The organism is Paenibacillus sp. SRL342 (genome assembly GCF_984798905.1).
Map to the genome: position 1 here is coordinate 2,765,446 of NZ_OZ481790.1, position 22,224 is coordinate 2,787,669.

The 22,224-nt window shown below is 47.6% G+C and carries 18 protein-coding genes; 10 read left to right on the forward strand and 8 right to left on the reverse strand.

What is annotated here, in order from left to right; all coding sequences use genetic code 11:
• Positions 1–78 precede the first annotated feature (78 nt).
• From AC4E8D_RS12860 to AC4E8D_RS12890, 7 genes are all read left to right on the forward strand, one after another.
• Positions 79–1,572 carry a rhamnulokinase gene (locus AC4E8D_RS12860; protein WP_076216147.1) on the forward strand — a complete coding sequence of 498 codons (1,494 nt, stop codon included), beginning with the start codon at positions 79–81 and terminating at the stop codon, positions 1,570–1,572.
• 1 nt (position 1,573) lies between these two features.
• On the forward strand, positions 1,574–2,335 hold the full coding sequence (locus AC4E8D_RS12865; protein ID WP_490206287.1) for a DeoR/GlpR family DNA-binding transcription regulator: 762 nt from the start codon (positions 1,574–1,576) through the stop codon (positions 2,333–2,335).
• A 271-nt stretch (positions 2,336–2,606) separates the two neighbouring features.
• A complete protein-coding gene (locus tag AC4E8D_RS12870; RefSeq protein ID WP_221825009.1) occupies positions 2,607–3,335 on the forward strand; it encodes a (Fe-S)-binding protein in 729 nt (242 codons plus the stop codon).
• On the forward strand, positions 3,332–4,852 hold the full coding sequence (locus tag AC4E8D_RS12875) for a LutB/LldF family L-lactate oxidation iron-sulfur protein (RefSeq protein WP_221825007.1): 1,521 nt from the start codon (positions 3,332–3,334) through the stop codon (positions 4,850–4,852). The genes AC4E8D_RS12870 and AC4E8D_RS12875 overlap by 4 nt, the downstream gene beginning before the upstream one ends.
• Complete coding sequence (locus AC4E8D_RS12880) at positions 4,842–5,567, forward strand: LutC/YkgG family protein (protein WP_221825005.1); 726 nt, start codon at positions 4,842–4,844, stop codon at positions 5,565–5,567. The genes AC4E8D_RS12875 and AC4E8D_RS12880 overlap by 11 nt, the downstream gene beginning before the upstream one ends.
• A 213-nt stretch (positions 5,568–5,780) precedes the next feature.
• On the forward strand, positions 5,781–6,335 hold the full coding sequence (locus AC4E8D_RS12885; RefSeq protein WP_490206288.1) for a glutathione peroxidase: 555 nt from the start codon (positions 5,781–5,783) through the stop codon (positions 6,333–6,335).
• A gap of 299 nt (positions 6,336–6,634) precedes the next feature.
• Positions 6,635–9,808, forward strand: a complete 3,174-nt coding sequence (locus tag AC4E8D_RS12890; protein ID WP_490206289.1) for a bifunctional cytochrome P450/NADPH--P450 reductase — start codon at positions 6,635–6,637, stop codon at positions 9,806–9,808.
• Positions 9,809–10,007: 199 nt separating this feature from the next.
• On the opposite strand, the gene AC4E8D_RS12895 is transcribed toward AC4E8D_RS12890, so the two are convergent.
• Positions 10,008–10,430 carry a hypothetical protein gene (locus AC4E8D_RS12895; RefSeq protein WP_221824998.1) on the reverse strand — a complete coding sequence of 141 codons (423 nt, stop codon included), beginning with the start codon at positions 10,428–10,430 and terminating at the stop codon, positions 10,008–10,010.
• Between the two features lie 124 nt (positions 10,431–10,554).
• Between AC4E8D_RS12895 and AC4E8D_RS12900 the strand changes: the two genes are divergently transcribed.
• Positions 10,555–10,899, forward strand: a complete 345-nt coding sequence (locus AC4E8D_RS12900) for a hypothetical protein (protein ID WP_215075235.1) — start codon at positions 10,555–10,557, stop codon at positions 10,897–10,899.
• A 171-nt stretch (positions 10,900–11,070) separates the two neighbouring features.
• Here AC4E8D_RS12900 and AC4E8D_RS12905 read toward each other — a convergent pair whose 3' ends face one another.
• The 7 genes from AC4E8D_RS12905 to AC4E8D_RS12935 all read right to left on the reverse strand — a co-directional run bounded on the left by AC4E8D_RS12905 (position 11,071) and on the right by AC4E8D_RS12935 (position 20,750).
• The gene (locus AC4E8D_RS12905; RefSeq protein ID WP_490206290.1) at positions 11,071–12,726 is read right to left on the reverse strand and encodes an MGH1-like glycoside hydrolase domain-containing protein; all 1,656 of its coding nucleotides are present in this window, start codon (positions 12,724–12,726) and stop codon (positions 11,071–11,073) included.
• Positions 12,727–12,749: 23 nt separating this feature from the next.
• Complete coding sequence (locus tag AC4E8D_RS12910) at positions 12,750–14,078, reverse strand: ABC transporter substrate-binding protein (protein WP_490206291.1); 1,329 nt, start codon at positions 14,076–14,078, stop codon at positions 12,750–12,752.
• 38 nt (positions 14,079–14,116) lie between these two features.
• Positions 14,117–14,956 (reverse strand): carbohydrate ABC transporter permease, encoded by an 840-nt coding sequence (locus AC4E8D_RS12915; RefSeq protein WP_237175808.1) that lies wholly within the window; start codon positions 14,954–14,956, stop codon positions 14,117–14,119.
• Between the two features lie 5 nt (positions 14,957–14,961).
• A complete protein-coding gene (locus tag AC4E8D_RS12920) occupies positions 14,962–15,876 on the reverse strand; it encodes a carbohydrate ABC transporter permease (protein WP_490206485.1) in 915 nt (304 codons plus the stop codon).
• A gap of 116 nt (positions 15,877–15,992) precedes the next feature.
• A complete protein-coding gene (locus tag AC4E8D_RS12925) occupies positions 15,993–17,552 on the reverse strand; it encodes a response regulator transcription factor (RefSeq protein WP_490206292.1) in 1,560 nt (519 codons plus the stop codon).
• The gene (locus tag AC4E8D_RS12930; protein WP_490206293.1) at positions 17,524–19,341 is read right to left on the reverse strand and encodes a sensor histidine kinase; all 1,818 of its coding nucleotides are present in this window, start codon (positions 19,339–19,341) and stop codon (positions 17,524–17,526) included. The genes AC4E8D_RS12925 and AC4E8D_RS12930 overlap by 29 nt, the downstream gene beginning before the upstream one ends.
• A 119-nt stretch (positions 19,342–19,460) precedes the next feature.
• Positions 19,461–20,750 carry a Gfo/Idh/MocA family oxidoreductase gene (locus tag AC4E8D_RS12935; RefSeq protein ID WP_221824983.1) on the reverse strand — a complete coding sequence of 430 codons (1,290 nt, stop codon included), beginning with the start codon at positions 20,748–20,750 and terminating at the stop codon, positions 19,461–19,463.
• A 127-nt stretch (positions 20,751–20,877) separates the two neighbouring features.
• Between AC4E8D_RS12935 and AC4E8D_RS12940 the strand changes: the two genes are divergently transcribed.
• On the forward strand, positions 20,878–21,780 hold the full coding sequence (locus tag AC4E8D_RS12940; RefSeq protein ID WP_221824981.1) for an AraC family transcriptional regulator: 903 nt from the start codon (positions 20,878–20,880) through the stop codon (positions 21,778–21,780).
• Positions 21,777–22,223, forward strand: a complete 447-nt coding sequence (locus AC4E8D_RS12945) for a RidA family protein (RefSeq protein WP_221824978.1) — start codon at positions 21,777–21,779, stop codon at positions 22,221–22,223. Before AC4E8D_RS12940 ends, AC4E8D_RS12945 begins: the two co-directional genes overlap by 4 nt.
• Position 22,224: the final 1 nt, after the last annotated feature.

The window sequence follows — 22,224 nt, forward strand, 5'->3', positions numbered from 1 at the left end:
ATAAAGTACAGGGTTACGGACTGAATCAAGAGATACCGTTTGGAAAATAGGATGGGTTCGAAAGGTTGGTGAAGCGCGGTGAGTGTGCTGGCTTATGATTTGGGCGCTGGGAGCGGGAGAGCGTTACTGGGACATCTGAATGATCGAGGGATCGAAACGAGCGAAATTCATCGGTTCAAGAATGAACCAGTGAAGGTTGGCGAGCGGATGCACTGGGATATTCTGCGATTGCATCATGAATTGTTGCAAGGGCTTACACTTGTGAAACAGCAGGGAGAAAAACCAGAGAGCCTGGGGATCGATTCGTGGGGCGTTGATTTTGGTCTGCTTGGCAGTAATGGTGAGTTGCTGGGTAACCCATATCATTACCGTGATACACAGTTTAACGGCATGATGGATCAGGTGCGCCAAGAGCTGAGCTCCCAGCGAATCTTCGAACGTACAGGGATTCAGTTTCTTAGCTTTAATACCTTGTATCAATTGGCGACACTTCAACGCAGCGGTTCCCCGTTACTTCATGAAGCAGAGCGTTTTCTCATGATTCCGGATTTACTACGTTATTTCCTGACCGGGGAAGCGGTGAATGAGTTTACCAATGCAACCACAACCCAATTATACAATCCATCAGCGGGGCAGTGGGATAGTGAGTTGCTGGCGCATATTCGCATTTCGGAGAAACTGTTTGGTGAAGCCGTGCTGCCAGGTACCCGTGTTGGACAATTGCGAAGCAGTATCTGTAACGATCTGGGATTGTCCCCGATTCCCGTGATCGCTGTTGCGGAGCATGATACGGGTTCAGCCGTTGTGGCTGTTCCTGCAACGGAACGTTCATTTGCTTATCTGAGCTGTGGAACCTGGTCCCTGATGGGTACGGAGATAGATCATCCTGCGATAAGTAGCCAGAGTCTGGCCTTGAACTTCACGAATGAAGGCGGGGCGGGCGGAACATTCCGTCTGCTGAAGAACATTATGGGCTTATGGATTTTGCAGGAAAGCATGCGGGAGTGGGACCGCCAGGGGCAGGGAATTAGCTATGATGTGTTATTGGCAAAGGCCGAACAGGCACCTCCATTTGCTAGTTTGTTTGACCCGGATGATGAACTGTTCATGCCCGCAGGAGATATGACGAAGCGTATACGTCAGTATTGCCGTGATACAGGGCAAGTGGTACCAGAGGATCAGGGGGCTATTGCCCGGGCAATTCTGGAGAGTCTGGCATTGAAGTATAGGAGAGTTCTGGAATGGACGGAGCAATTGTCGGGTCAGATGTTCAACGGATTGCATATGGTCGGTGGAGGCATCCAGAACCGCCTGTTATGTCAGTGGACTGCAAATTCCATTGGCAAGCCGGTATGGGCAGGTCCGGCAGAGGGAAGTGCCATCGGGAATATGGCTGTGCAATGGATGGCGAGCGGAGCTTTTAAAGATATCTGGGAGGCTCGTAAGGCCATTCGAGATTCATTTCCGGTAACTACGTATGAGCCGCAGGACAAGTCAATCTGGGAAGATGCTTACGGCAGATTTCTGCGTGTGACGGCTTCATCCAATTCACAAGCGGGGAGTGAGGTGTAACATGCTGGCAGCCGAGCGGTATGACCGAATTGTGGAGATGGTGAACGTAAAGGGCAGTATGCGTGTATCCGAGCTTAGTGAGCGCTGCCGGGTGACGGAGGAAACCATCCGGCGGGACCTGGATCGGCTGGAACAGGCAGGGCGACTGCGCCGATCTCACGGTGGTGCAGTGAGTGTGAAGGAAGATCAACCGGAGATCCCTTACCGGATCAGGGAGACAACACATGCGGAAGAGAAAAAGCGGATTGCACAAGCGGCTCTGGCGATGATTAATCCGGGTGATCGCATTCTGTTGGATGCCAGCACAACGGCAGGTTATATGGCAGCGAATATGCCGGATTTCCCGCTGACGGTCTTAACCAATTCGATTCAAATCGCCACTGAACTCAGCAGCCGTGACAAGGTTGAGGTCATCTCAACAGGGGGGCAGCTGGCATCGCGCTCGTTATCTTTTGTTGGGCCGCTGGCGGAGCGTTCTCTGGAAACGTATCACGTGGATAAAATGTTTATGTCGTGCAAAGGTGTACATCTCGAAGGTGGCGGAATCAGTGAATCCAATGAACTCCAGGCAAGGCTGAAGCAGAAGATGGTTGGCATTTCCGATCAGGTCATCTTACTTGCAGATGCCAGTAAATTTGGTGTCCGTGCTTTCGCCCGGGTATCCGGGTTAAATGCAGTCCATATGATCGTTACCGATCAGCCATTGGAGGCTGAACAGACAGACCGGTTGAGCGGATACAACATAGGGATCATTACAGTTTAAGATTTTAGAATTTACTTATATTAATTGAACTAAACATTTACACGAAACGGAGAGGACAGAAATAACTTGAAGAAGCGAAGCTAAAAGCTTTCTGAAAGAAAGCTGCATCGGAAGCATATACTGCGCCTTTATCCCCGGATTTTACCCTTACAAAAGTAAATTAAAAAATCTGGGGATAACAGCGATCGGAAGGTTATTCTGTCATCGGAGTGTCCAGTGTAAATATTCTTAGTCAATTCATCTACTAATCAGTTAATAGGAGCGTGTAATTATGAAGGTCTCCTTATTCATTACCTGCCTCAGCGATGCCATCTATCCCCGAGTGGGGGAGGCTATGGTCAGATTGCTCGCGGCTCATGGTGTTCGGCTGGATTTTCCGCCGAATCAGACCTGCTGCGGTCAGCCTTCCTACAATAGCGGGTACTGGGATGAGACTCGGGTAGCGGCCAAGACCATTCTTGAAGCGTTTGACGACAGTGATTTTGTGGTATGTCCTTCGGGATCGTGTACGTACATGATTCATCATTATCCCGAACTGTTCGCGGATGAACCAGTATGGTTGGAGAAGGCAAAACGATTGGAAGCCAAAGCTTATGAGTTTACTCAATTCCTCGTTCAAGTACTCGGGATAACCGATCTGGGCGCACATTTTCCGCACAAAGTAACCTATCATCCATCCTGTCATGGTAGCCGTTTGCTGGGTGTAAAGGATGAACCGATGGCGCTGCTCTCTCAGGTGAAAGGACTGGAATTGGTTCCACTCCCATTTGCTGAGGATTGTTGTGGGTTTGGAGGTACGTTTGCCATCAAAATGTCCGATATTTCAGGAGCGATGGTGACGGAGAAAGTCGATCATGTCAAAGAGACACAAGCCGAAGTACTGGTTGGGCTGGATATGGCCTGTCTGATGAATATCGCAGGTAATCTGCGTTATCGGAATGAACCGGTGCGTGTGATGCATCTGGCGGAACTACTGTATGAGGGGGTGCGAACAGGATGAGCCAACCGGGAGTTATGGATACGACGGTCAAAGAACGTGCCGGACTGGCCTTGAATGATGATTTTCTGCGTAAAGCGGTCAAATTCACGACAGAACGATTGCGTAACGGGAAGAAGTCTGCCTCAGAAGAACATGGAAATTGGGATGAATGGCGGGAGCGTGGCCGTCAGATTCGTCTGCACACAATTGCATATCTGGATTATTACCTAAATGAATTTGTGAATAACGCCCGTGCGAACGGGGTTCATATTCATTTTGCAGATACATCGGTGGAAGCAGCGGCAATTGCGCTGGATATTGCGGCGCATAAACAGGCTTCTACGGTGGTGAAATCCAAATCGATGGTGTCGGAGGAAGTGCATCTGAATCATGTGCTGGAGTCGGCGGGCATTGAAGCCATCGAGACGGACCTGGGTGAATATATCATTCAGTTGGCAGGCGAAGCTCCATCTCATATTGTCATTCCAGCCATCCATAAGAACCGCTACCAGATTGCCGAGTTGTTATCCAAGGAAGCGGGTGAAATTCTGGAGCCGGATACAACGGTACTTGCCGGATTTGTTCGCAAAAAGCTGCGCGAGAAGTTCCTCGAAGCAGATATCGGCATGACCGGCTGCAATTTTGCGATTGCAGAGACAGGTTCCATGGTTTTGTTCGAAAATGAAGGTAATGCCCGTATGGTATCCACTGTTCCCAAAACGCAGATTACACTGATGGGCATGGAGCGAATCATCCCGTCGTGGACGGATCTGGAGGTCATGGCAACCTTGTTACCACGCTCCGCAACAGGTCAGAAACTAACGATGTACATGTCAGGCATCACAGGTCCGCGTCGTACAGCGGATGGAGATGGACCGGATGAAATGCACATTATTATCGTGGACAACGGTCGATCCCTACAGCTTGGTGATCCTGAATTCCAGGAGTTGTTGAATTGTATTCGCTGTGGTGCTTGTCTGAATGCTTGTCCAGTATATCGTCATATTGGAGGTCATGCCTATGGTGGCACCTATAGTGGTCCGATTGGCGCGGTACTGACACCTGCACTCAATGGCAACATTGATGAATGGAACGATATTGCGGGTGCTTCGAGTCTGTGCGGAGCCTGTTATGAAGCATGTCCAGTTAAAATTCCGCTGCATGATATGCTCGTTTATTTACGTAGGCGTAAAGTGGAAGACGGCCATGGAAACAAAATGGAAAGCATGGGCATGAAGGGATTTGCCGCTGTTGTATCCAATTCCAAACGTTTCAGTGCGGCCATACGTCTGGGACAGATCGGGCAGAAGGCAGTTGTACGCAACAACGGCATTTCTCTCAAATTGGGACCACTTAAAGGCTGGAACAATTATCGGGTTGCGCCAAGCCTCGCCAAGAAATCCTTCCGGCAACAATGGAACAAGCTGGATCAGGAACTGAACCAAGAGCAACCGGCCATGGATTCTTCTGTTCGCAGTCGCATGGAGCAAATTATTCGTGAACGAGAGGAAGGGGAGGGTACTAAGCATGGTCACTGAACATCAGCAATGGCTGGCACAATTGGAGAAGAAGTCCATGGAGAAACAGGAGCAGTTCATGAATGACATTGCTTCGAAATTGAAGAGACCAAGGCAACGCCATGCGCCGACCCAACCCTTTCGGGGAGCACCCGACTTTTGGACTGAACTGGAATGGGATGAAGAGAAGCGTATTCAAGCATTTACGGATAACTTTGTGAGTGTAGGCGCACACATTGCCCGGGTTCAGAACATGGAAGAAGTGTCTCAATTTATAGCCAACAAATCTCATGAACTGAGTGCCAAATATATCATTCGGCAGAATGAACAGGCGTTACAGGATCTCGGATTGGAAGAGCAGCTTCCGGACGTACAGATCTCAGTGTGGAATAGTCAGGCGGATGAGAACTGGAAGGCTCGGGCAGCCGAGGCTGATATCGGTGTGGTTATGGCGGATTATGCAACAGCATACACAGGCTCGGTTACTGTGCTTTCTTCACCAGAAAAAGGTCGTTCAGTCAGTCTTTTGCCTACGGTACTCATCATCATTATTCCAGTAGATCGACTGTACACCAGACTGGGTGAGACGCTGGATCGATTTGACGAAGCGGGAAGAGAGAATCTTCCAGCAGGCATCCACTTTATTTCAGGGCCAAGCCGATCTTCCGATATTGAAAATGATTTAACCATTGGCGTACACGGACCAGGCATTGTATATGGTTTAATTATGGGTTAACGGTGTCGAGTGTTATGGCACATCATGATTTTGATAACTGTCCGAGATGCAGTATTTGACTGCTAAGGGCAGTTTTTTATTTTATCTATTATAGTTAAAAACTATTATAATTATATCAATTATATATTTCACCTATTAATGATGGAGGTGTATAATCCATCTCAAGAGAGAATTCATATGAGATACAAAAGAGAAAGAGGAGGATGAATACAGATGAGTATATTTTCTTACCAAGTTCCGTTTATGGATGGACATAAGGGTGATTTTTCTGCTTTTAAAGGGAAAGTACTGCTTATTGTGAATACAGCAAGTCGGTGCAGCTACTCCCGCCAATTCAGTGAACTTCAGCAGATGTATGAGAAATATGGTGATCAGGGGCTGGAGATTCTGGCGTTCCCGTGCAACCAGTTTAACGACAAAGAACCTGGTAGTAGCGCTGAGGTAGCTGAGTATTGCAGAAGTCAGTTTCAGATATCCTTTCCGATTTTGGAGAAGGTTGAGGTCGTTGGGCAATCGATGCATCCTGTGTTTCGTTATCTGACTACAGAAGCGCCATTTCAAGGTTATGATCTGGACACGAAGGAAGGAGAGTGGATGGACAGCTTTGTGAAAGAGAAGCATCCAGAATTGTATCAAGGGGACGGGATCAAATGGAATTTTACCAAATTCCTGATTGACCGAAGTGGTAACGTCCATGGCCGTTATGAAACGACAGTTGCTCCATTAGAGATGGAGTCGGCAATTCAGATTCTGTTAAAGAAATCATAAGTAACCCTTAATCACTGTCCTGAGGTCCTATGACTTTGGGACTGTTGAAGATTGGAACTGGAAATGTTAGGGTAAAAGAAGATAACGAAGTCCTCCATTTTTTTTAATCAAAAATGACCAATATACCATTCCGGTCAGTTAGTTCTTTGATGGTTTTGTCGTTATCTGGATGAAATATAAAAAAGTGCAAAAAATAACTTGAATCTGTTGATCTGAAGAGTAAGTGTAATCAAGTCTGTAAATCAAGTCATTATTTTTTAGTTGTAGAACTCTTAACTTGGAAAGAAGGAGTGAGTGTCATGCCACCAATTTCAGTGCCTCAACCAAAAACATTTGGCCCACTGGGCAATCTGCCGCAATTGAATTTTGAAGAGCCGGTGCAATCCTTGGTGAAACTTGCGGAAGAATACGGACCGATCTTTCGTATGGAGTACCCCGGGCGAAGTGAATTGTATATTTCAGGTCACGAACTGGTCGCCGAGGTAACAGATGAATCCAAATTCGACAAACGTGTGTGGGCACCCCTTGCGAAGGTTCGTGCATTTGCAGGAGATGGACTATTTACGAGTTGGACCGAGGAGCCAAATTGGAAAAAAGCCCATAACGTACTGCTGCCAAGTTTCAGTCAACGTGCGATGCAGGGATATCACAACAAAATGATTGATCTGGCTGTGCAGCTGGTTCAGAAATGGTCACGATTGAACCCGGATGAGACAGTTAACGTTCCGGATGATATGACACGTCTTACGCTCGACACGATTGGCCTGTGTGGGTTCAACTACCGGTTTAACAGCTTCTATCGGGAAGAACCACATCCATTCATTACGAGCATGGTTCGTGCGTTGGATGAATCCATGAGTTCATTGCAGCGACTACGTCTGCAAGACAAGCTAATGATCACCAAAAAGAAACAGTTTGAACAGGATATCCGTTCCATGTTCTCCTTGGTGGATCACATTATTGCCGAACGCAAAGAGAAACCGCAGGAAGGCGCAGATGATCTGTTGTCCCACATGCTCAGCGGCAAGGACCCCGAGACAGGAGAAACACTGGATGATGAGAACATCCGTTATCAGATTATTACATTCCTGATTGCTGGACATGAGACCACAAGTGGGCTGTTATCCTTCGCCGTTTATTATCTGATGAAGAATCCGGATACGCTGGCTAAAGCCCAAGCTGAGGTGGATCAGATTCTGAAAGATCCGGTTCCCACGTACAACCAGGTTCGCAATCTGAAGTACGTCCGCATGGTTTTGAACGAAGCATTGCGGTTATGGCCAACGGCCCCGGCATTTTCTCTGTATGCAAAAGAGGACACGGTACTTGCGGGTCAATATCCTTTGCAAAAAGGAGACAGCGTTAGTGTACTTATTCCCAAACTGCATCGCGACCGCGAAGCCTGGGGAGACGACGTAGAGGAATTCCGCCCGGAACGGTTCGAAGATCCGAGCAAAGTGCCGCATGATGCCTACAAACCTTTTGGTAACGGTCAACGGGCCTGCATTGGTCAGCAGTTTGCACTTCAGGAAGCAACGCTGGTACTGGGCATGGTATTGAAGCATTTTGACTTCATAGATCATTCTGATTATCAGTTAAAGGTGAAAGAAACGCTGACGCTTAAACCGGATAACTTCACAATTCGGGTACGTGCGCGTGGGGGGCAGCCAGTCATGGCCGTTCCGGGTGTAGCGGTCGAAGAACCAAAGCCGGTTGCCAAAAGAACGGAGCCGGATGCAGCGAATGCCCACCACACACCGATGCTTGTTCTGTACGGTTCCAATCTGGGTACCGCTGAAGGCATTGCACGTGAAATTGCGGATACCGCCAGATATCAGGGTTTCCGGAGTGAGGTCGCTACGCTGGATGATCGTGTTGGCAAACTACCAAAGGAGGGTGCCGTCATTATTGTCAGTGCATCCTATAACGGTCAGCCGCCAAGTAATGCCAAGATGTTTGTCGAGTGGATTGAACATGCGGATGCCAATGAATTCAAAGGTGTGCGTTTCGCCGTTCTTGGATGCGGTGACCACAACTGGGCCAGCACCTATCAGCGTATTCCGCGTTTAATAGATGAACAGTTATCTTCCAGAGGAGCAGAGCGGTTATCACCGCTGGGTGAGTCAGATGCCAGCGGTGATTTTGAGAAACAGGTGGGGGATTGGACGGAGCAATTATGGCCGGATCTCGCACGAACGATGGGACTGAAACTGAACACAAGCTCCAATAGCGAACGCAGTTCACTATCTGTACAGTTTGTCAGTGGGCTCGCCGTAACACCGCTTGCGGATACGTATGATGCACATGTAGCGGAAGTACTGGAGAACAGAGAGCTTCACGACGCAGGCAGTGAACGCAGTACACGTCACCTGGAGATCAAATTGCCTGAAGGCATAACCTACAAGGAAGGGGATCATCTGGGTATTCTGCCGCAGAATCCACCGGAGCTGGTGGAACGTGTATTGCGTCGTTATGGATTCACCGGAACGGAGCATCTGGTTCTGGATGCATCCGGTCGAAGTGCCGCGCATCTGCCGCTGCATCAACCGGTTAACCTGTATGATCTGCTTAGTCATAGCGTTGAGCTTCAGGAAGCGGCAACTCGTGCGCAACTGAGAGAAATGGCAGCATACACCGTATGTCCACCGCATAAGAAGGAGCTTGAAGCGCTGCTTGATGAATCTGTGTATATGGATGAAGTGCGGAACAAACGGATCTCCATGCTGGATTATCTGGTGAAATATGAGGCATGTGAACTGCCGTTTGAGCGTTTCCTTGAATTACTGCCTTCATTAAAAGCCAGATATTATTCGATCTCCAGTTCACCGCGTGTTCAGCCCGATCAAGCGAGTATTACGGTCAGTGTTGTGCGTGCCCCGGCATGGAGTGGGCAGGGAGAGTACAAAGGTATTGCGTCCAACTATCTGGCTAACCTGAAGTCGGGTGACGAGATCGTGATGTTCACGCGGACACCGGAATCCGGGTTCCAACTGCCGGAGGATGCACAGGTTCCCGTCATCATGGTAGGTCCGGGTACAGGTATTGCTCCATTCCGAGGTTTCTTGCAGGCAAGGCATGTATTGAAGGAACAAGGCCAAGAGGTTGGCGAAGCCCATCTGTACTTTGGATGCCGGAATCCCAAGCATGATTATCTGTACAAAAATGAATTGGAAGCAGCCCAGCAAGAAGGGCTTGTGAAACTTCATACGGCCTTCTCCCGTGTAGACGGGGAGGAGAAATGTTATGTACAGCATCTGATGAGAGATGATGCCCATCATCTGATTCCTTTGCTTGAAGAGGGTGCGCATCTGTATATCTGCGGTGATGGCAGCAAGATGGCACCTGATGTGGAAGCTACACTCCAGCAGGCATACGCTGATATTCATGGCAAGTCCGCGAAAGAAGCAGAAGACTGGCTTAATCAGCTCCAGCAGGAAGGTCGTTATGCCAAGGATGTATGGACAGGAATCTGATGTACACATGTGAAGGGTCAGCTTGATCCGTAACTGGCTGAGCGGTGAGATACAGAAGCAGTTCTGTTCTCACCGCTTTTTGACATAAAATGATTCTTCAGCAGATGAGTGGTTGCATGGGGTATAATTATATATTGGAAGGGAGCACCCGTATGCAGACATTTGGGAACCTTTGTATGGCTTGCAAAAAGAACCAGCTTTACTTCCGCCTACAAGGTCGTTTCAGTTTTTTTCTTCCGACGGTTGGTCGATAGATCGACTCGACGCTGGAGAGAGGAAATAAAATACGGGAAGGAACTCTGCCTTTTCCCTGGAGTTCAAGATAATCCAGTCCCACGCCCACAAGTCTGATATTGTTAAATGCATTCCTGGAAGGGAAAGTCGTGCGGATTCCCACTCTGACGCCCTGCCGTGTTCGAGGAATATCGAATACCCGAATGGAATTCAGACTGAGTGGAATGAATAACTGCCGGTTTACTTTGATAAACTGCCTTGGATAGACACGACGAATACGTCCCGGTTCCAAGCCGGAGAGTGGAGTATTCAGTTCTGCAAGGTGCCCCTGGAGTTCTGCCAGACGCTGCTGAAGTGTTTTTCCAGTATGGAGATGCTGCCAGCTCATAAGTATTCCTCCGTTCGCCATTTATACCTAGTATATGAAGGAACGGGGTAGGAAGGTGTACGTTTGATAGCCCATGTTCGTTACGGCTAACGGGGTTTCATTTTATAATAGAGGAGTGATTCACATGATCGTAGAGATGTATAAAGACCTCATTCAGGATGAGCGTGGCAATTATTATCTGGCAGTACAGATGGATGGTAATGAGCTTACGCTTGTTAATGCATTTGTTGAAGCGGCATTCACACCTGAACTGATCTACAATGAAGAGTTTCGTACCAAACATAAAGAGATGGAAGGCGGGTTTGTAGGCAAAATTGCGATGGACCTGCTCAGGCACGATGTGGTCATGGGGATGAAGCAAATCGACCGCAAGCTGTTGAACCTGTCGGATGTGGAACAGCAGTTCACGGTGAATTATATTGATACGATTGAATTTTATCGTCACCCGGCGTGGAACCGGAAGGTGTAAGGCGAAACTCATCTCCTTTGTAACCAGAGAGAGAATGATTTCCACAGTGGCAGACAATTGCTATCTTGTGTCCTTATCAATAAGAAATAATGAAATGTAAATACACAAAAGGGAAAAGCGCAAGTTTAGGGGCAGTAACCCTCCGCAACTTGCGCTTTTACATACAAACAATTAACGATACGTAGGATGGATGATGCCAATATCGCGTTCAGTTTTCAAATTTCCATCAGCGTAACGCTGCATTTCATTTCCTTTGATCCGAATCGGGATACACTCCCCTTGATAGTAAAGCTCCCCCTCGACGGTACGAACGGTCATTCCGATGACTGCCTCCAGATGCCCACTATGATCCGTTACAAGCCGAATCCCTGACGGGCCGTCCAGATGAACCTTGCCTTCCAGATATACCGTCATGCGATCTGGCGTGTTGACCAATTCATATCTTAGTCCATTGGTTTTCCGGCTATAAGCCGTGTTACCAGATACGATCTCACCATAATCCATATCGGCGGGGAGCAGTCCGGTAAACCAGAGCTGATTCGATCCAACAGGCATAATTCCGCATAATCGCTCCACATAATCAAGGAGACAGAGGATGGAGGGTGAGTAAGTCTCGGTAAAACCTTGTTCTCCGGTCCATGGGCTTAGTACCTGACCAAATCGCTTATCTTTGGATAGCGCGGACAAGATTGGCTGCATTACCCAGGTTAGCTCCACATATCGGTGATGATACTCAAATGCGTGTGGTGCCCGGATCAGACTCAGGAAATTGGATGCCCCTCCCCAGCTGTTATAGGAGGAAAAGGGATCAAATCTGGCATCATCCATTGAAATCGATGTAAACGGGTATTTAGCGAAAAACTTGCTTGTATTCAACAGGTACCGACGCAGTAGGTTATCAAACAATTCACGGTCGCCCACCTCGCAGGCCATCACGCGAAGCAGCACATCGGATTGGACTCGGACCATTTCGTCATTGCGGTCCCGATCATAGAAGAACATATCCTGTTCGTCGTAACAATAACGAAAGAGACTTTCCAGGCTGGACTCGGCTTTTGCTTTCCAATCCGTTTCCGATTCTCCCAGTTCTTCAGCTATGCGGGACAGATACATGCGCTGACAATAGATATTGGCAGTTAGATCAGGTGCCAGAAAAGGCAGAATTGGAGAATCCGGGTGATAGGCAGAAGCATCATTCATATAAGGTGTATCCGGAACATGCCAGAAACGCGGGGATAAGTCATGTCCGGTGTCAAACGTACTGAAGGCCTCTACACAGCCGGTTCCTCGGGTATTACGGTTGTGGGCAATCCACTCATCGTAACGAACCATAGCCTTATACATCGTATTCAGGAAAGACGAGTGCTTGCCATGATTGCCATGAAGCTGATAGTGGTTCCATACACTGCGTGCCAGCGGAGTGACCAACTGGATTTGCCTGAATGATGGCCCGTTTGCCGTGAGTTTATACGGAAGCAATCCATCATCTCTTTGCTGCTTGGCAAATGCGAGGTGCGTTGTTTCGGATACGGAAGGCAGCAGGCGAGACAGCAGCTCCGCATTGATGGTACCTGTGCTCTCTAACCAACATCCCAGATAGATGCCACCTTCTTGTAAAATGGGATCACTGTCTCCCATGGGCAGGATACAAGCAAGCAATTTCTCCACTGCCGCATAATACGTAGCTTCCATTCGACCACCCGATGCCGCAAACCGAATACCCGACGCATGCCATTCCTGTAATAACTGCTGATCTTCCGGTTTAACTGGCTGAACTTGATCCATTATCGAAATGTTGCGCAGCCGATTCAGTATATCTTCTGTCATTTGTCCCTCCTTGTAGCGTCTGCTTATTGATTCGATTCAAAGATCCGAACGGTACCGTTATAGAAGTCGGAGACAGCTTGCTCCACACTTTTTCGTCCAAATCCGATCTCCTGATTCGTCGTTTGAGCTAACTTGGAGAACTCTGCAAATCCCGGAGGATTGTAACTTACGTCAAAAGGTTCAGTCTTCGTAGCCTCGGAGACAAGGCTCGTATAATTATAGACAATCTCCTCCACAGGGCCTGCACCTTCCTGAAGAAGATTTCGGTTGGCTTCCGTAACGGGCACACCACGGTCATTACCGAGGATTTTGGCTGCTTCAGGATCATGAATCCAGAAGTCCATTAATATGGCCACTTCCTTCGGATGTTTGGTATTTGCGTAACCTGATAATCCCTGACTGGATTCAAATACAACACCCGTTCCTTTAGGGCCTCGTGGTACAGGGAGCAGCACCAAAGGATCTTCCGTCAAGCTCTGGAATGCAGCGAGTTGGTTGGATGGCAGTAGAGTCATGGCTGCTTTGCCTGTGATCAACAGGGACTTACTGGTGTCATCATGCGGGTTGGATACCTGCAATTCCGGTGTGACTACACCGCCGGATGCCGAAGTCCTTTCCCAATATTGGAACCATTCCAGAATATCTTCCTTGGCGAATCCAAGTGTACCGTTTTTCATGTCATACAGTTGTTTACCCCGTTGTTTTAGATAAATATCCATCCCGTCGACGGTAAAATTGTACGTTCCATAGAAGCCGTCTCCGAGCTTGTCGGACAACTCCTTGCTGATGGAGGCATACTCTGCCCAGTCCCAATCCGAAGCTGGCAAAGGCACGCCGGCTTTTTCAAAGAGTGCCTTGTTAATAACAATTCCCCGTGCGTTTGCACCGGCAGAAATATGTTGTAACTTCCCGTCGAGACGTCCATATTCGATCATGGTTTCATCCATACCGTCCAGATTCAGTTCGTTGCCAACATATGGGTCCAGGTTAAGCAGGACATCTTTTTTGGCATAATCCACGACATTTCCACCAAGGAAAAAGAGGTCCGGTGCTGTGCCTGATGCCAACTGGGTATTTAGCTTGTCGAAATACCCGGAGGAAGGTGCAAACTCACCTGAAATTTTAATATCCGGATGTTTTGCCTGAAAGATCTTCAGCGCTTCATTCGTAATATCTGCCCGTTTCTGGTCACCCCACCACATGATGCGCAGTTCGACCTGTCCGCCCTCGGTTGTTCCATTATCATTACCATTGCCTGCATTATCATTAGCCCCTGTATGGTCGGTTCCAGAGCAAGCTGTTACGAATAACAAAAGTGAAGTGATCATACCAATCATGAAACGTTTGATCATGGTTAATCCCCCTGTCTATTGATATGAGAAGCATGTTGTTACTTCAGACCTGTTGTTGCAATGCCCTCAAGGAAATATCGCTGAAACAGTAAAAAGATGATGGTCACGGGAAGCAGTGACAGGGTGGACATGGCGAGTAATGCACCCCAATCGGATTGTCCTGACGGATCGAAGAGAGATCGGATGCCCAGTTGCACGGTGAACAGATCAATTTTGCTCAGATAGATCATCTGGCTGAAAAAATCATCCCAGCTCCACAGGAAGGTGAAGATCGCTGTTGTAATCAGGGCCGGAACGAGCAGAGGCACTACGATTCGGAAAAAGATCTGTGATTGCCCGCAACCGTCAATGTTTGCACTCTCGTCCAGCTCCCGCGGTATACCACGTATGAATTGAACCATAAGCAAGATGAAGAAAGAATCCTGCGCAAGCCACTTAGGCAGAATCAGCGGGAAATACGTATTAATCCATTGAAGCTCATTATAGAGAATGTACTGAGGTACCAGAGTAACATGGTAAGGCAACATAATTGTGACCAACATCATGCTGAACCACAGGCCTTTGAATCTGAACTTTAATCTGGAGAAGGCAAAGGCTGCAAGGGAACAGGAGATCACATTACCTAACACACTCATGACCGAGATCAGCACGGAGTTGCCGAAGAAACGGCCGAAGGAGATACCTTGCAGACCTTTCCAGCCATTAATATAGTGCTCCAGCGTGAAACTGGTAGGGAAAAGATTGCTACTGGTGAAAATGAGATGGTTCGGTTTGAACGAACTGAGAATCAACCATAGTACTGGATATAACATCAGCAGACCGAAGAGTATAATGGCGGCATGCCTCCCGGCCTGAACCAGTTGTCGTTTGATTGGCATATGCATTACCTCCCCTCCTGATTGTCCCCGTAGAACACCCAAAATCGGGATGTAACAAAGACGATTGCGGTGAATACCCCGATAATGACCAACATGATCCAAGCCAGAGCCGAAGCATAACCCATATCAAAGAACGAGAAACCTTTCAGATACAGATACAAGGTATAGAACATTGTTGCGTCGAGTGGACCCCCGCGGCCATCTCCGATCACGTAAGCTGGTGTAAACGCCTGGAATGAATTAATCATGCTCATGATCAGGTTAAAAAAGATAACGGGGGAGAGCATGGGCAGGGTAATTCCGAAAAATTGACGTATCTTTCCCGCTCCATCGACATCGGACGCTTCATATAAGTCTGCCGGGATCTGCTTCAGGCCCGCAAGAAAGATGACCATGGCAGACCCGAATTGCCACACGGATAGTGTGATGATGGTATAGACTACATAATCCGGATGCGCAATCCAGGATGGACCTGAGATACCAAACCAGCTTAAAAACTGGTTGACCAGACCGTTCCCCTCAAAAAGTTGACGCCAGACGATTGCAATCGCGATACTGCCGCCCAATAGAGAAGGGATGTAATATACGGTCCGGTAGATGCCAAGGGCTCGAATACCTTTGTTCAGTGCCATCGCCACCAGTAAAGCAAAAGCAAGCCTTAGTGGAACAGATAGAAAAACATAATAAAACGTCAGCCCGAGTGACCTGCGAAAAGTATCGTCCTCGGTAAAGATGTGAACATAATTGCTAAGTCCAGTCCAAGTCGGTGATGACAGCAGATTGAATTTGGTCATGGATAAGTACAGGGACGCAACCATCGGTCCAAGTGTCAGACAGAAGAGTCCGATCAGCCAGGGCAGAAGAAACAAGTAGGCTGTAGTATTCTGCTGACCGTATAAGGGTTTGGTCTGTTTTCTCATCATGTGCCTCCCTTCTGAATGGTTAAGAATAATGGTTACCAAATATGAATCCGCTTACAACATATAGCGTTCTCTTGGTAACCACATCATACCGGGGAAGGGGAGCCGCTTGAATCTCATTTCTTCGGATCATGACTATCGATTTTTTCGGAATGCTGCAAGCGATAGTCTGAAGGACTCATGTTGAACATTCTTTTGAATTTCGAGCTGAAATAACTTGGTGAACTGAAACCGGTCAGTTCTGTAATATCCCACACGGTTAATTGGGTTTCCTTCAGCAGTTGCAAGGCGTGTTTCATCCGAACACCCGTCACATATTGAATAAAAGAGGTACCTGCACCTTCCTTAAACAATTCGGAGAAATAGGTAGGATAATAGTTAAATCGTTCAGCGAGTAACGTCAACGTTAGCTCCTGCATGTAGTTCTCCTCAATATATCGCTTGGCTAACTCTATAACCGTCCCATCCCTATCTTCCGAGGGGAGTTGTTGACTCAGGAAGTCTTGAGCCCATTGCATTAATAAGCGTTCTGCTTGATCTGGCGTCTTTAGCCACAGTATCCATTCCGGGGCGATAGGAAAATCCATCAACAATGAAATTTGAAAAATACTTCGTGTCATTCGGGAGGGAGAAAGCTGGAATGCCTCGTGAAGTTCCTTGCGGATGATGCTGCGGAAGGAGTCCAATTCCCCTCGAATGAGGCAACGATGCAGCTTGCGTGTCGTTTCTTCAGGTAGTAATGGACTATGGTCTGTTCCTGCCTGAGGATTTGGACCGATGCCAGCCCGTTCAGCTGAATTCCATGCCAGAAGGGAATGGATATAACCTTCTTTCCAGTGCTCAAGCCCAGATACAGAAATTCCCACCCCAATCTTGAGTTCCATGGAAAAAACAGATGCCGTATGTCTCGTGAGCTGTGGGATGAATTCGTGCTGCATACCGTCTTGTACCATGAAATGCATGATCCCTCCGTGTGCCGAATCATGAAAAACCTGGACATGTTCTGAATCAGACTGGGCGATTTCGTAACATACCATTTCGAAAGGAAGATGCATCTGCTCGTGTAATCGATCATTTCGAATATCCTGCTTGTTCGAGTGACTTATACTGGCGGTGATAAAACAGACCTTCTGATCCTGCCATGATTCGAGATGGAATAATCTGAGCCGTTCTGGCATGGAGGAAGGCGGTAGGCGATTGCCTTTGACGAGATCAAGAAGGAAACGTTCCTTCATTTCCCGGTAATACTGAGAGAGTCGCCATTGCAGCAATTCGGAATCACCTCGAACTTTACGTTGTTCATCCAGATCCGCTTTGATTTTGCCTAATGTGGCTTTCAGTTCATCCCGGGTTACAGGTTTCAGTAAATAATCCATCACCTGGCTGCGGACCCCCGCTCTGGCATATTGAAAATCCTCATAACCCGTGATAATGATAATCTGAATGGAAGGGTTATAACTGCGGCAGGCATCCAGTAATCGCACGCCATCCATGACAGGCATGTTCATATCGGTAATCAGCAAGTCAAAATGTTCAGATTTCATAAGTTCATCCGCTTCAATCCCATTAGAGGCTTCTCCTGTTATGACAAAACCCATGCCATGCCAATCGATTTTCAATTTCAAGCCTTCGCGAACTTCGATCTCGTCATCTGCGATTAATACGTTGTACATCATATTCCTCCTGTAAGGGTAGAATCAGTTCAATACATGCGCCTCCGCGCTCATCGTTCTCCATATGGACCGTGAACAAGCCACCATAATGCAGACGGCAACGAGCAATGACATTGCCCAGTCCAATATGCCAGCCTTCATTATGCAATATGGATTCCAATGAGGAGGGAGCAACCGGATGTTGCAACTTTTGGATGATTTCTGCTGGAATACCCGGTCCGTTGTCTGAAACGCTGACGTGCAGACGATCATACATCCGGTTAACCCGTATCCGTACCTGAGCTGTCGTCTGATGCTGGAAGCTGTATTTCACTGCATTTTCAATAAGTGGTTGAAGAATAAACTTGATGATGACCAAGGTGTTCAGTGTGCCTTCCGTCGTTATCGAAATGTTGAGCTTATGTCCGAAACGGGTCTGCAAAATGGAGATATAACGCTGTACATAATCCAGCTCTTCGGTTAGGGGAACAAGGTCGTCATTGGTGTTGATAGAAAAGCGCATCATTTTACCCAAATCCTCAATGACCTGAACCGTATCATCCGTTCGGCGCTGAATGGCAAGACTGCTTACCAGCTCCAGAGTATTAAACATAAAATGTGGATTAATCTGTATGAGAAGTGCTTTGTACTCTGCTTGCTGGCGAAGAAGTTTCAGTTCAAATTCATTCTGGATATGCTGGCGCAGCTGGCTGATCATATAACGGAAAGTGAAGATCACATAACTGATCTCACTTTTTACATTTTTATCCGGAGGCAGAAGTGAATCCGCTTGGTCAAAAGCACCTCGTTGAACCTGTCTCATCGCCAGTACCAGTCTGGTCAAAGGTTTGGTTACGCCGTGGGATAACCATGCAGCAGCCAAGAGGGAGACCAGAATCAGGGCAATCGTCACGACCACAATCGTGCTTTGGAGCTTATGGAGAGAGAGGTACATTTCCTTTTCGGGGGCCAGACCCGCCAACATCCAGCCGGTACGTCCCAGTTTCTTGAATACAAGGATGTCTCTCTGTCCTTCCTGGTTCGTGAGGTATGTTACACCGGATTTGAGCGGGCTGTTTCGAATACGATCGATCTCTGCGGTAGCTATAGCACCTAACGCGTCTACCTGCTGTGAAAGAATGGGATTTCCTTGCTCGCCCAGTAGAAAAATAGTGCTATTCTCCGCAAGATGTATGCGCCGGAGCGGTTCCAGAAAATAAGATTCACTGACATTCACCTTCATGACATTCTGCGCTGTAGCATGATGAAAGGTGCCAATGGGCATCAGCAGACTGACCACCGGATTACCATGATCTCTGACACGTTCCTGTTGATCAGTGTGTGCAGGTAACCAGCGTTCTCCCAACGTGTAGAAATTCGTATACCAGGATTCTTGTACAAAGGCAGGGTCATAGACTACCTGATTCTCGATGCCAATTCGCAGTCCATTCCGTCGATAGATGGATACATCCGAGATGCTGGTGTAACTGTTGGTTGCCTGAGTGAGAAAACGGCTCATCGCAAGGTTGGCCAGCATCTTTTCTCCTTCGGGAAGGTTCGGATCACCGATCGCATTATCCCAGTTTTTGCCCATATCACTATTGAAAACAAGAGAGGCGACATCATAGATCTGCATCTGCACCATGTCTACGTATGAACCGTATTCCTCCATTTTCTCAAGAGCAGAGGATTCGATGTAAGAGCGGATGACCGTGCGTGATTCCTTGAAGAGCAGGTAGGAGAGTGTGCCAAAAGCGAGGACAAACAGGACAACGATAAAGGCAATCAGGCGGTTTTTTAAAGAGAAGAACATAGATTTCCTCCTTCTAACGAGTCGACTTTCGTGCAAATTAATTATAAAAATATAAAAAAGACTGCGTAACATGCGCAGCCTTTAAATGAAATTAATAATGTAGTGCAGGCCTGGGAGACTTAGAAACGAACCAGATTATTGACGTTGACAGGCAAGCCCGTGGCGATAGCGCGATTGGCCGCAATACCCGTCAGAATGGATCTGGCACCGTCCACGTGGTTAGCTGCACGATGGAACGGATCTTCTACAGGCTCTCCAAACAGATCGTTCAGCAGAACCGGGTCACCTCCGCCATGTCCACCTGCTTTCTCTTCCACTTCAACCTTATATGGCGCATCAAACATTGGAAGAACCCGTAACGTTTTACCGATCAAAGCACCTTCTTTACTTTTGTCACCCAATGAATTGACATAGGATTGCTCCACAATGTTCATTTCAATCCGGCCTTTGGTGCCATTAATGGCAATGCGGTAACCTTCCCATGGCTGGTAGGCAACGAGGGAGTAGGTCAGAATGGCTTTGTTCCGATACTTCACCAGAACACCCATCGTATCCTCAATGTTGATGCCATCCCCAAATACGCTTTGATCCCGCTGATAACCATCTTCTGATTCAGCATCCAGATACATGGACTTCATATGAGCATCCGAATCCAGATGAAGTGCAAAAGGATCTTCTTTTGCGATCGGATTGCCAGTTGCCCGATTGTAGAACTGCGTTACACCGCGTTCTTCTGCGTTTTCTCTGCCGTAATACATGAGATCACCAAATGCAAACACGGTGTCCGGCTGTGAGCCGATCCAGAAATTCACCAAGTCGAAGTGATGGGTAGATTTATGCACGAGCAGTCCGCCGCTATTACGCTTGTCCCGATGCCAACGGCGGAAATAGTCTGCCCCGTGGCGGGTATTCAGCAGCCACTCGAAGTGAACGGAAGTGACTTTTCCAATGGTATCATTTTGAATAAGTTCCCGAATCTTAGTATGGTGCGGTGCATAACGGTAGTTAAAGGTGACCCTTACATTCTGGCCAGTTCGCTTGACAGCATCCAGAATATCCTGACATTTCTCCTCATCGATCGTCATTGGTTTCTCGGTGACAACGTCACAACCCAGTTCCATCGCGCGAATGATGTACTTGTGATGGGTACGGTCAACGCTCGTTACGATGACATAGTCAGGCTTCTCGTTCTCAATCATCTGATCAAACTGATCTGCAGGATAAGTAGGTACCTCGGGATAATTGTATTTTTCCTTCAACAGTTGATTCGCGTAATTCATACGGACTTGATTTATATCACAAAAGCCGACAAGCTCGGAAGTATCCCTGTAATCCCGGGTTAAAGCACCATAAAAAAATTCGGCGCGGCCGCCGGTTCCAACTAATACATAACGTTTCTTGTTACTCATGTCTATCGCCTCCTTGAATATAGCTCTAGACTATAACAAGGGAGTACTTCTTTCGCCGCATTTTATGCGTAACCGCTTTCAAATGCCGCATATTTTGCTATAATTTATGGAAAGGAGAGAGGGAGACATGACAGAACCTTTTCGTGCGGATTTTCATGATCCTACGGATTTGCTGCACATCGAATATGATCGTCGCATTGGATATTTCTCGATGACGGATGACCATCTGCATGATCATTATGAGTTGTATTACCTGTTGTCTGGCGAGCGTATTTATTTCATTAAGGACCGAACCTATCGGGTAAAGGCTGGCGACCTAGTGTTTGTTGACCGAAATACGGTTCACAAGACATTGGAGAGCGGCATGCCTGACCATGAGCGGATGGTGCTGTATATGAAGCCTGAGCTTTTTGAAGCCATAGCTATTTCCGCAGAGTTAGTTGAAGGATTGAAGGAACCCTTTTGCTGGGAGATTCCTATTGTAAGGTTTCCATCTCAAGTCACTGAGGTTCTGGAACGGATGGTTAGCGAAATGGTGGATGAAATGCTTCGTCCTCAACCTGGAAGCAACCTGTTGCTTCGTCACCGGGCTATTGAATTGTTGCTGCATGCCTATCGTAATCAACACCTGGGCAGGTTAAGCTCCGATGATCGTGAGCCGGTTCTTCACCCCAAGACACAGGCAGTTGTACGTCACCTGAATGAGAACTATCAGAAACCACTGACATTACCGGAGGTGGCGAGCATGTTTCGCATTAGTCCGCATTATCTGAGTCGATTGTTCAAACAAACGACGGGCTTTACCTTCAGTGATTATCTGAATCTGTTACGGGTGAAGGAAGCACAGCGTTTGCTGCGAGAAAGTGAAGAATCCATTACGGACATCGCCTGGCTTGCGGGATTCAGTAACTTCTCTCATTTTGGCAAGATGTTCAAGCGTACCGTTCAGGTATCACCAAGAGTCTATAGGCAGGAATACAATGAATCGGGTTCCGTGAGGACCTTAAAAGAGGGAGAGAATGTACGATGATTGAAGCGAGATTAAATGAACTGGGGATTATTTTACCACAGGCCAGCGCCCCCGCAGCGAAATATGCCAATGCCGTTATTGTGAATGGAATCATGTATGTATCCGGGAAAGGGCCTGATACCTCCGAACGCGGTAAAGTTGGAGCAGACTTCACAACAGAACAGGGATATGAATTTGCCCGGAACGCTGGACTGGAGGTACTCGCTGTCGTTCGAGACGTGCTGGGTTCACTGGATCGGGTGAAGAGAGTGGTTAAAGTGCAGGGGTTTATCAATGCGTCCGCTTCGTATCAGGAGCATCATAAAGTGCTGAATGGATTCTCGGATCTGATGATGGAGGTATTTGGGGATCAGGGGGTACACGCTCGTTCCGTATTCGGTGCAGTGTCCGTAAGGGATAATTTTCCGCTGATCATTGATTCCATATTTCAGGTAGAGGAGTAAG

Coding starts and splice junctions, on each gene's coding strand:
- AC4E8D_RS12875 (WP_221825007.1), top strand. CDS start 3,332: ATGAGCCAACCGGGAGTTATGGATACGACGGTCAAAGAACGTGCCGGA.
- AC4E8D_RS12935 (WP_221824983.1), bottom strand. CDS start 20,750: ATGAGTAACAAGAAACGTTATGTATTAGTTGGAACCGGCGGCCGCGCC.
- AC4E8D_RS12890 (WP_490206289.1), top strand. CDS start 6,635: ATGCCACCAATTTCAGTGCCTCAACCAAAAACATTTGGCCCACTGGGC.
- AC4E8D_RS12915 (WP_237175808.1), bottom strand. CDS start 14,956: ATGCCAATCAAACGACAACTGGTTCAGGCCGGGAGGCATGCCGCCATT.
- AC4E8D_RS12885 (WP_490206288.1), top strand. CDS start 5,781: ATGAGTATATTTTCTTACCAAGTTCCGTTTATGGATGGACATAAGGGT.
- AC4E8D_RS12905 (WP_490206290.1), bottom strand. CDS start 12,726: ATGACAGAAGATATACTGAATCGGCTGCGCAACATTTCGATAATGGAT.
- AC4E8D_RS12910 (WP_490206291.1), bottom strand. CDS start 14,078: ATGATCAAACGTTTCATGATTGGTATGATCACTTCACTTTTGTTATTC.
- AC4E8D_RS12945 (WP_221824978.1), top strand. CDS start 21,777: ATGATTGAAGCGAGATTAAATGAACTGGGGATTATTTTACCACAGGCC.
- AC4E8D_RS12920 (WP_490206485.1), bottom strand. CDS start 15,876: ATGAGAAAACAGACCAAACCCTTATACGGTCAGCAGAATACTACAGCC.
- AC4E8D_RS12940 (WP_221824981.1), top strand. CDS start 20,878: ATGACAGAACCTTTTCGTGCGGATTTTCATGATCCTACGGATTTGCTG.
- AC4E8D_RS12925 (WP_490206292.1), bottom strand. CDS start 17,552: ATGATGTACAACGTATTAATCGCAGATGACGAGATCGAAGTTCGCGAA.
- AC4E8D_RS12895 (WP_221824998.1), bottom strand. CDS start 10,430: ATGAGCTGGCAGCATCTCCATACTGGAAAAACACTTCAGCAGCGTCTG.
- AC4E8D_RS12930 (WP_490206293.1), bottom strand. CDS start 19,341: ATGTTCTTCTCTTTAAAAAACCGCCTGATTGCCTTTATCGTTGTCCTG.
- AC4E8D_RS12900 (WP_215075235.1), top strand. CDS start 10,555: ATGATCGTAGAGATGTATAAAGACCTCATTCAGGATGAGCGTGGCAAT.
- AC4E8D_RS12870 (WP_221825009.1), top strand. CDS start 2,607: ATGAAGGTCTCCTTATTCATTACCTGCCTCAGCGATGCCATCTATCCC.
- AC4E8D_RS12865 (WP_490206287.1), top strand. CDS start 1,574: ATGCTGGCAGCCGAGCGGTATGACCGAATTGTGGAGATGGTGAACGTA.
- AC4E8D_RS12880 (WP_221825005.1), top strand. CDS start 4,842: ATGGTCACTGAACATCAGCAATGGCTGGCACAATTGGAGAAGAAGTCC.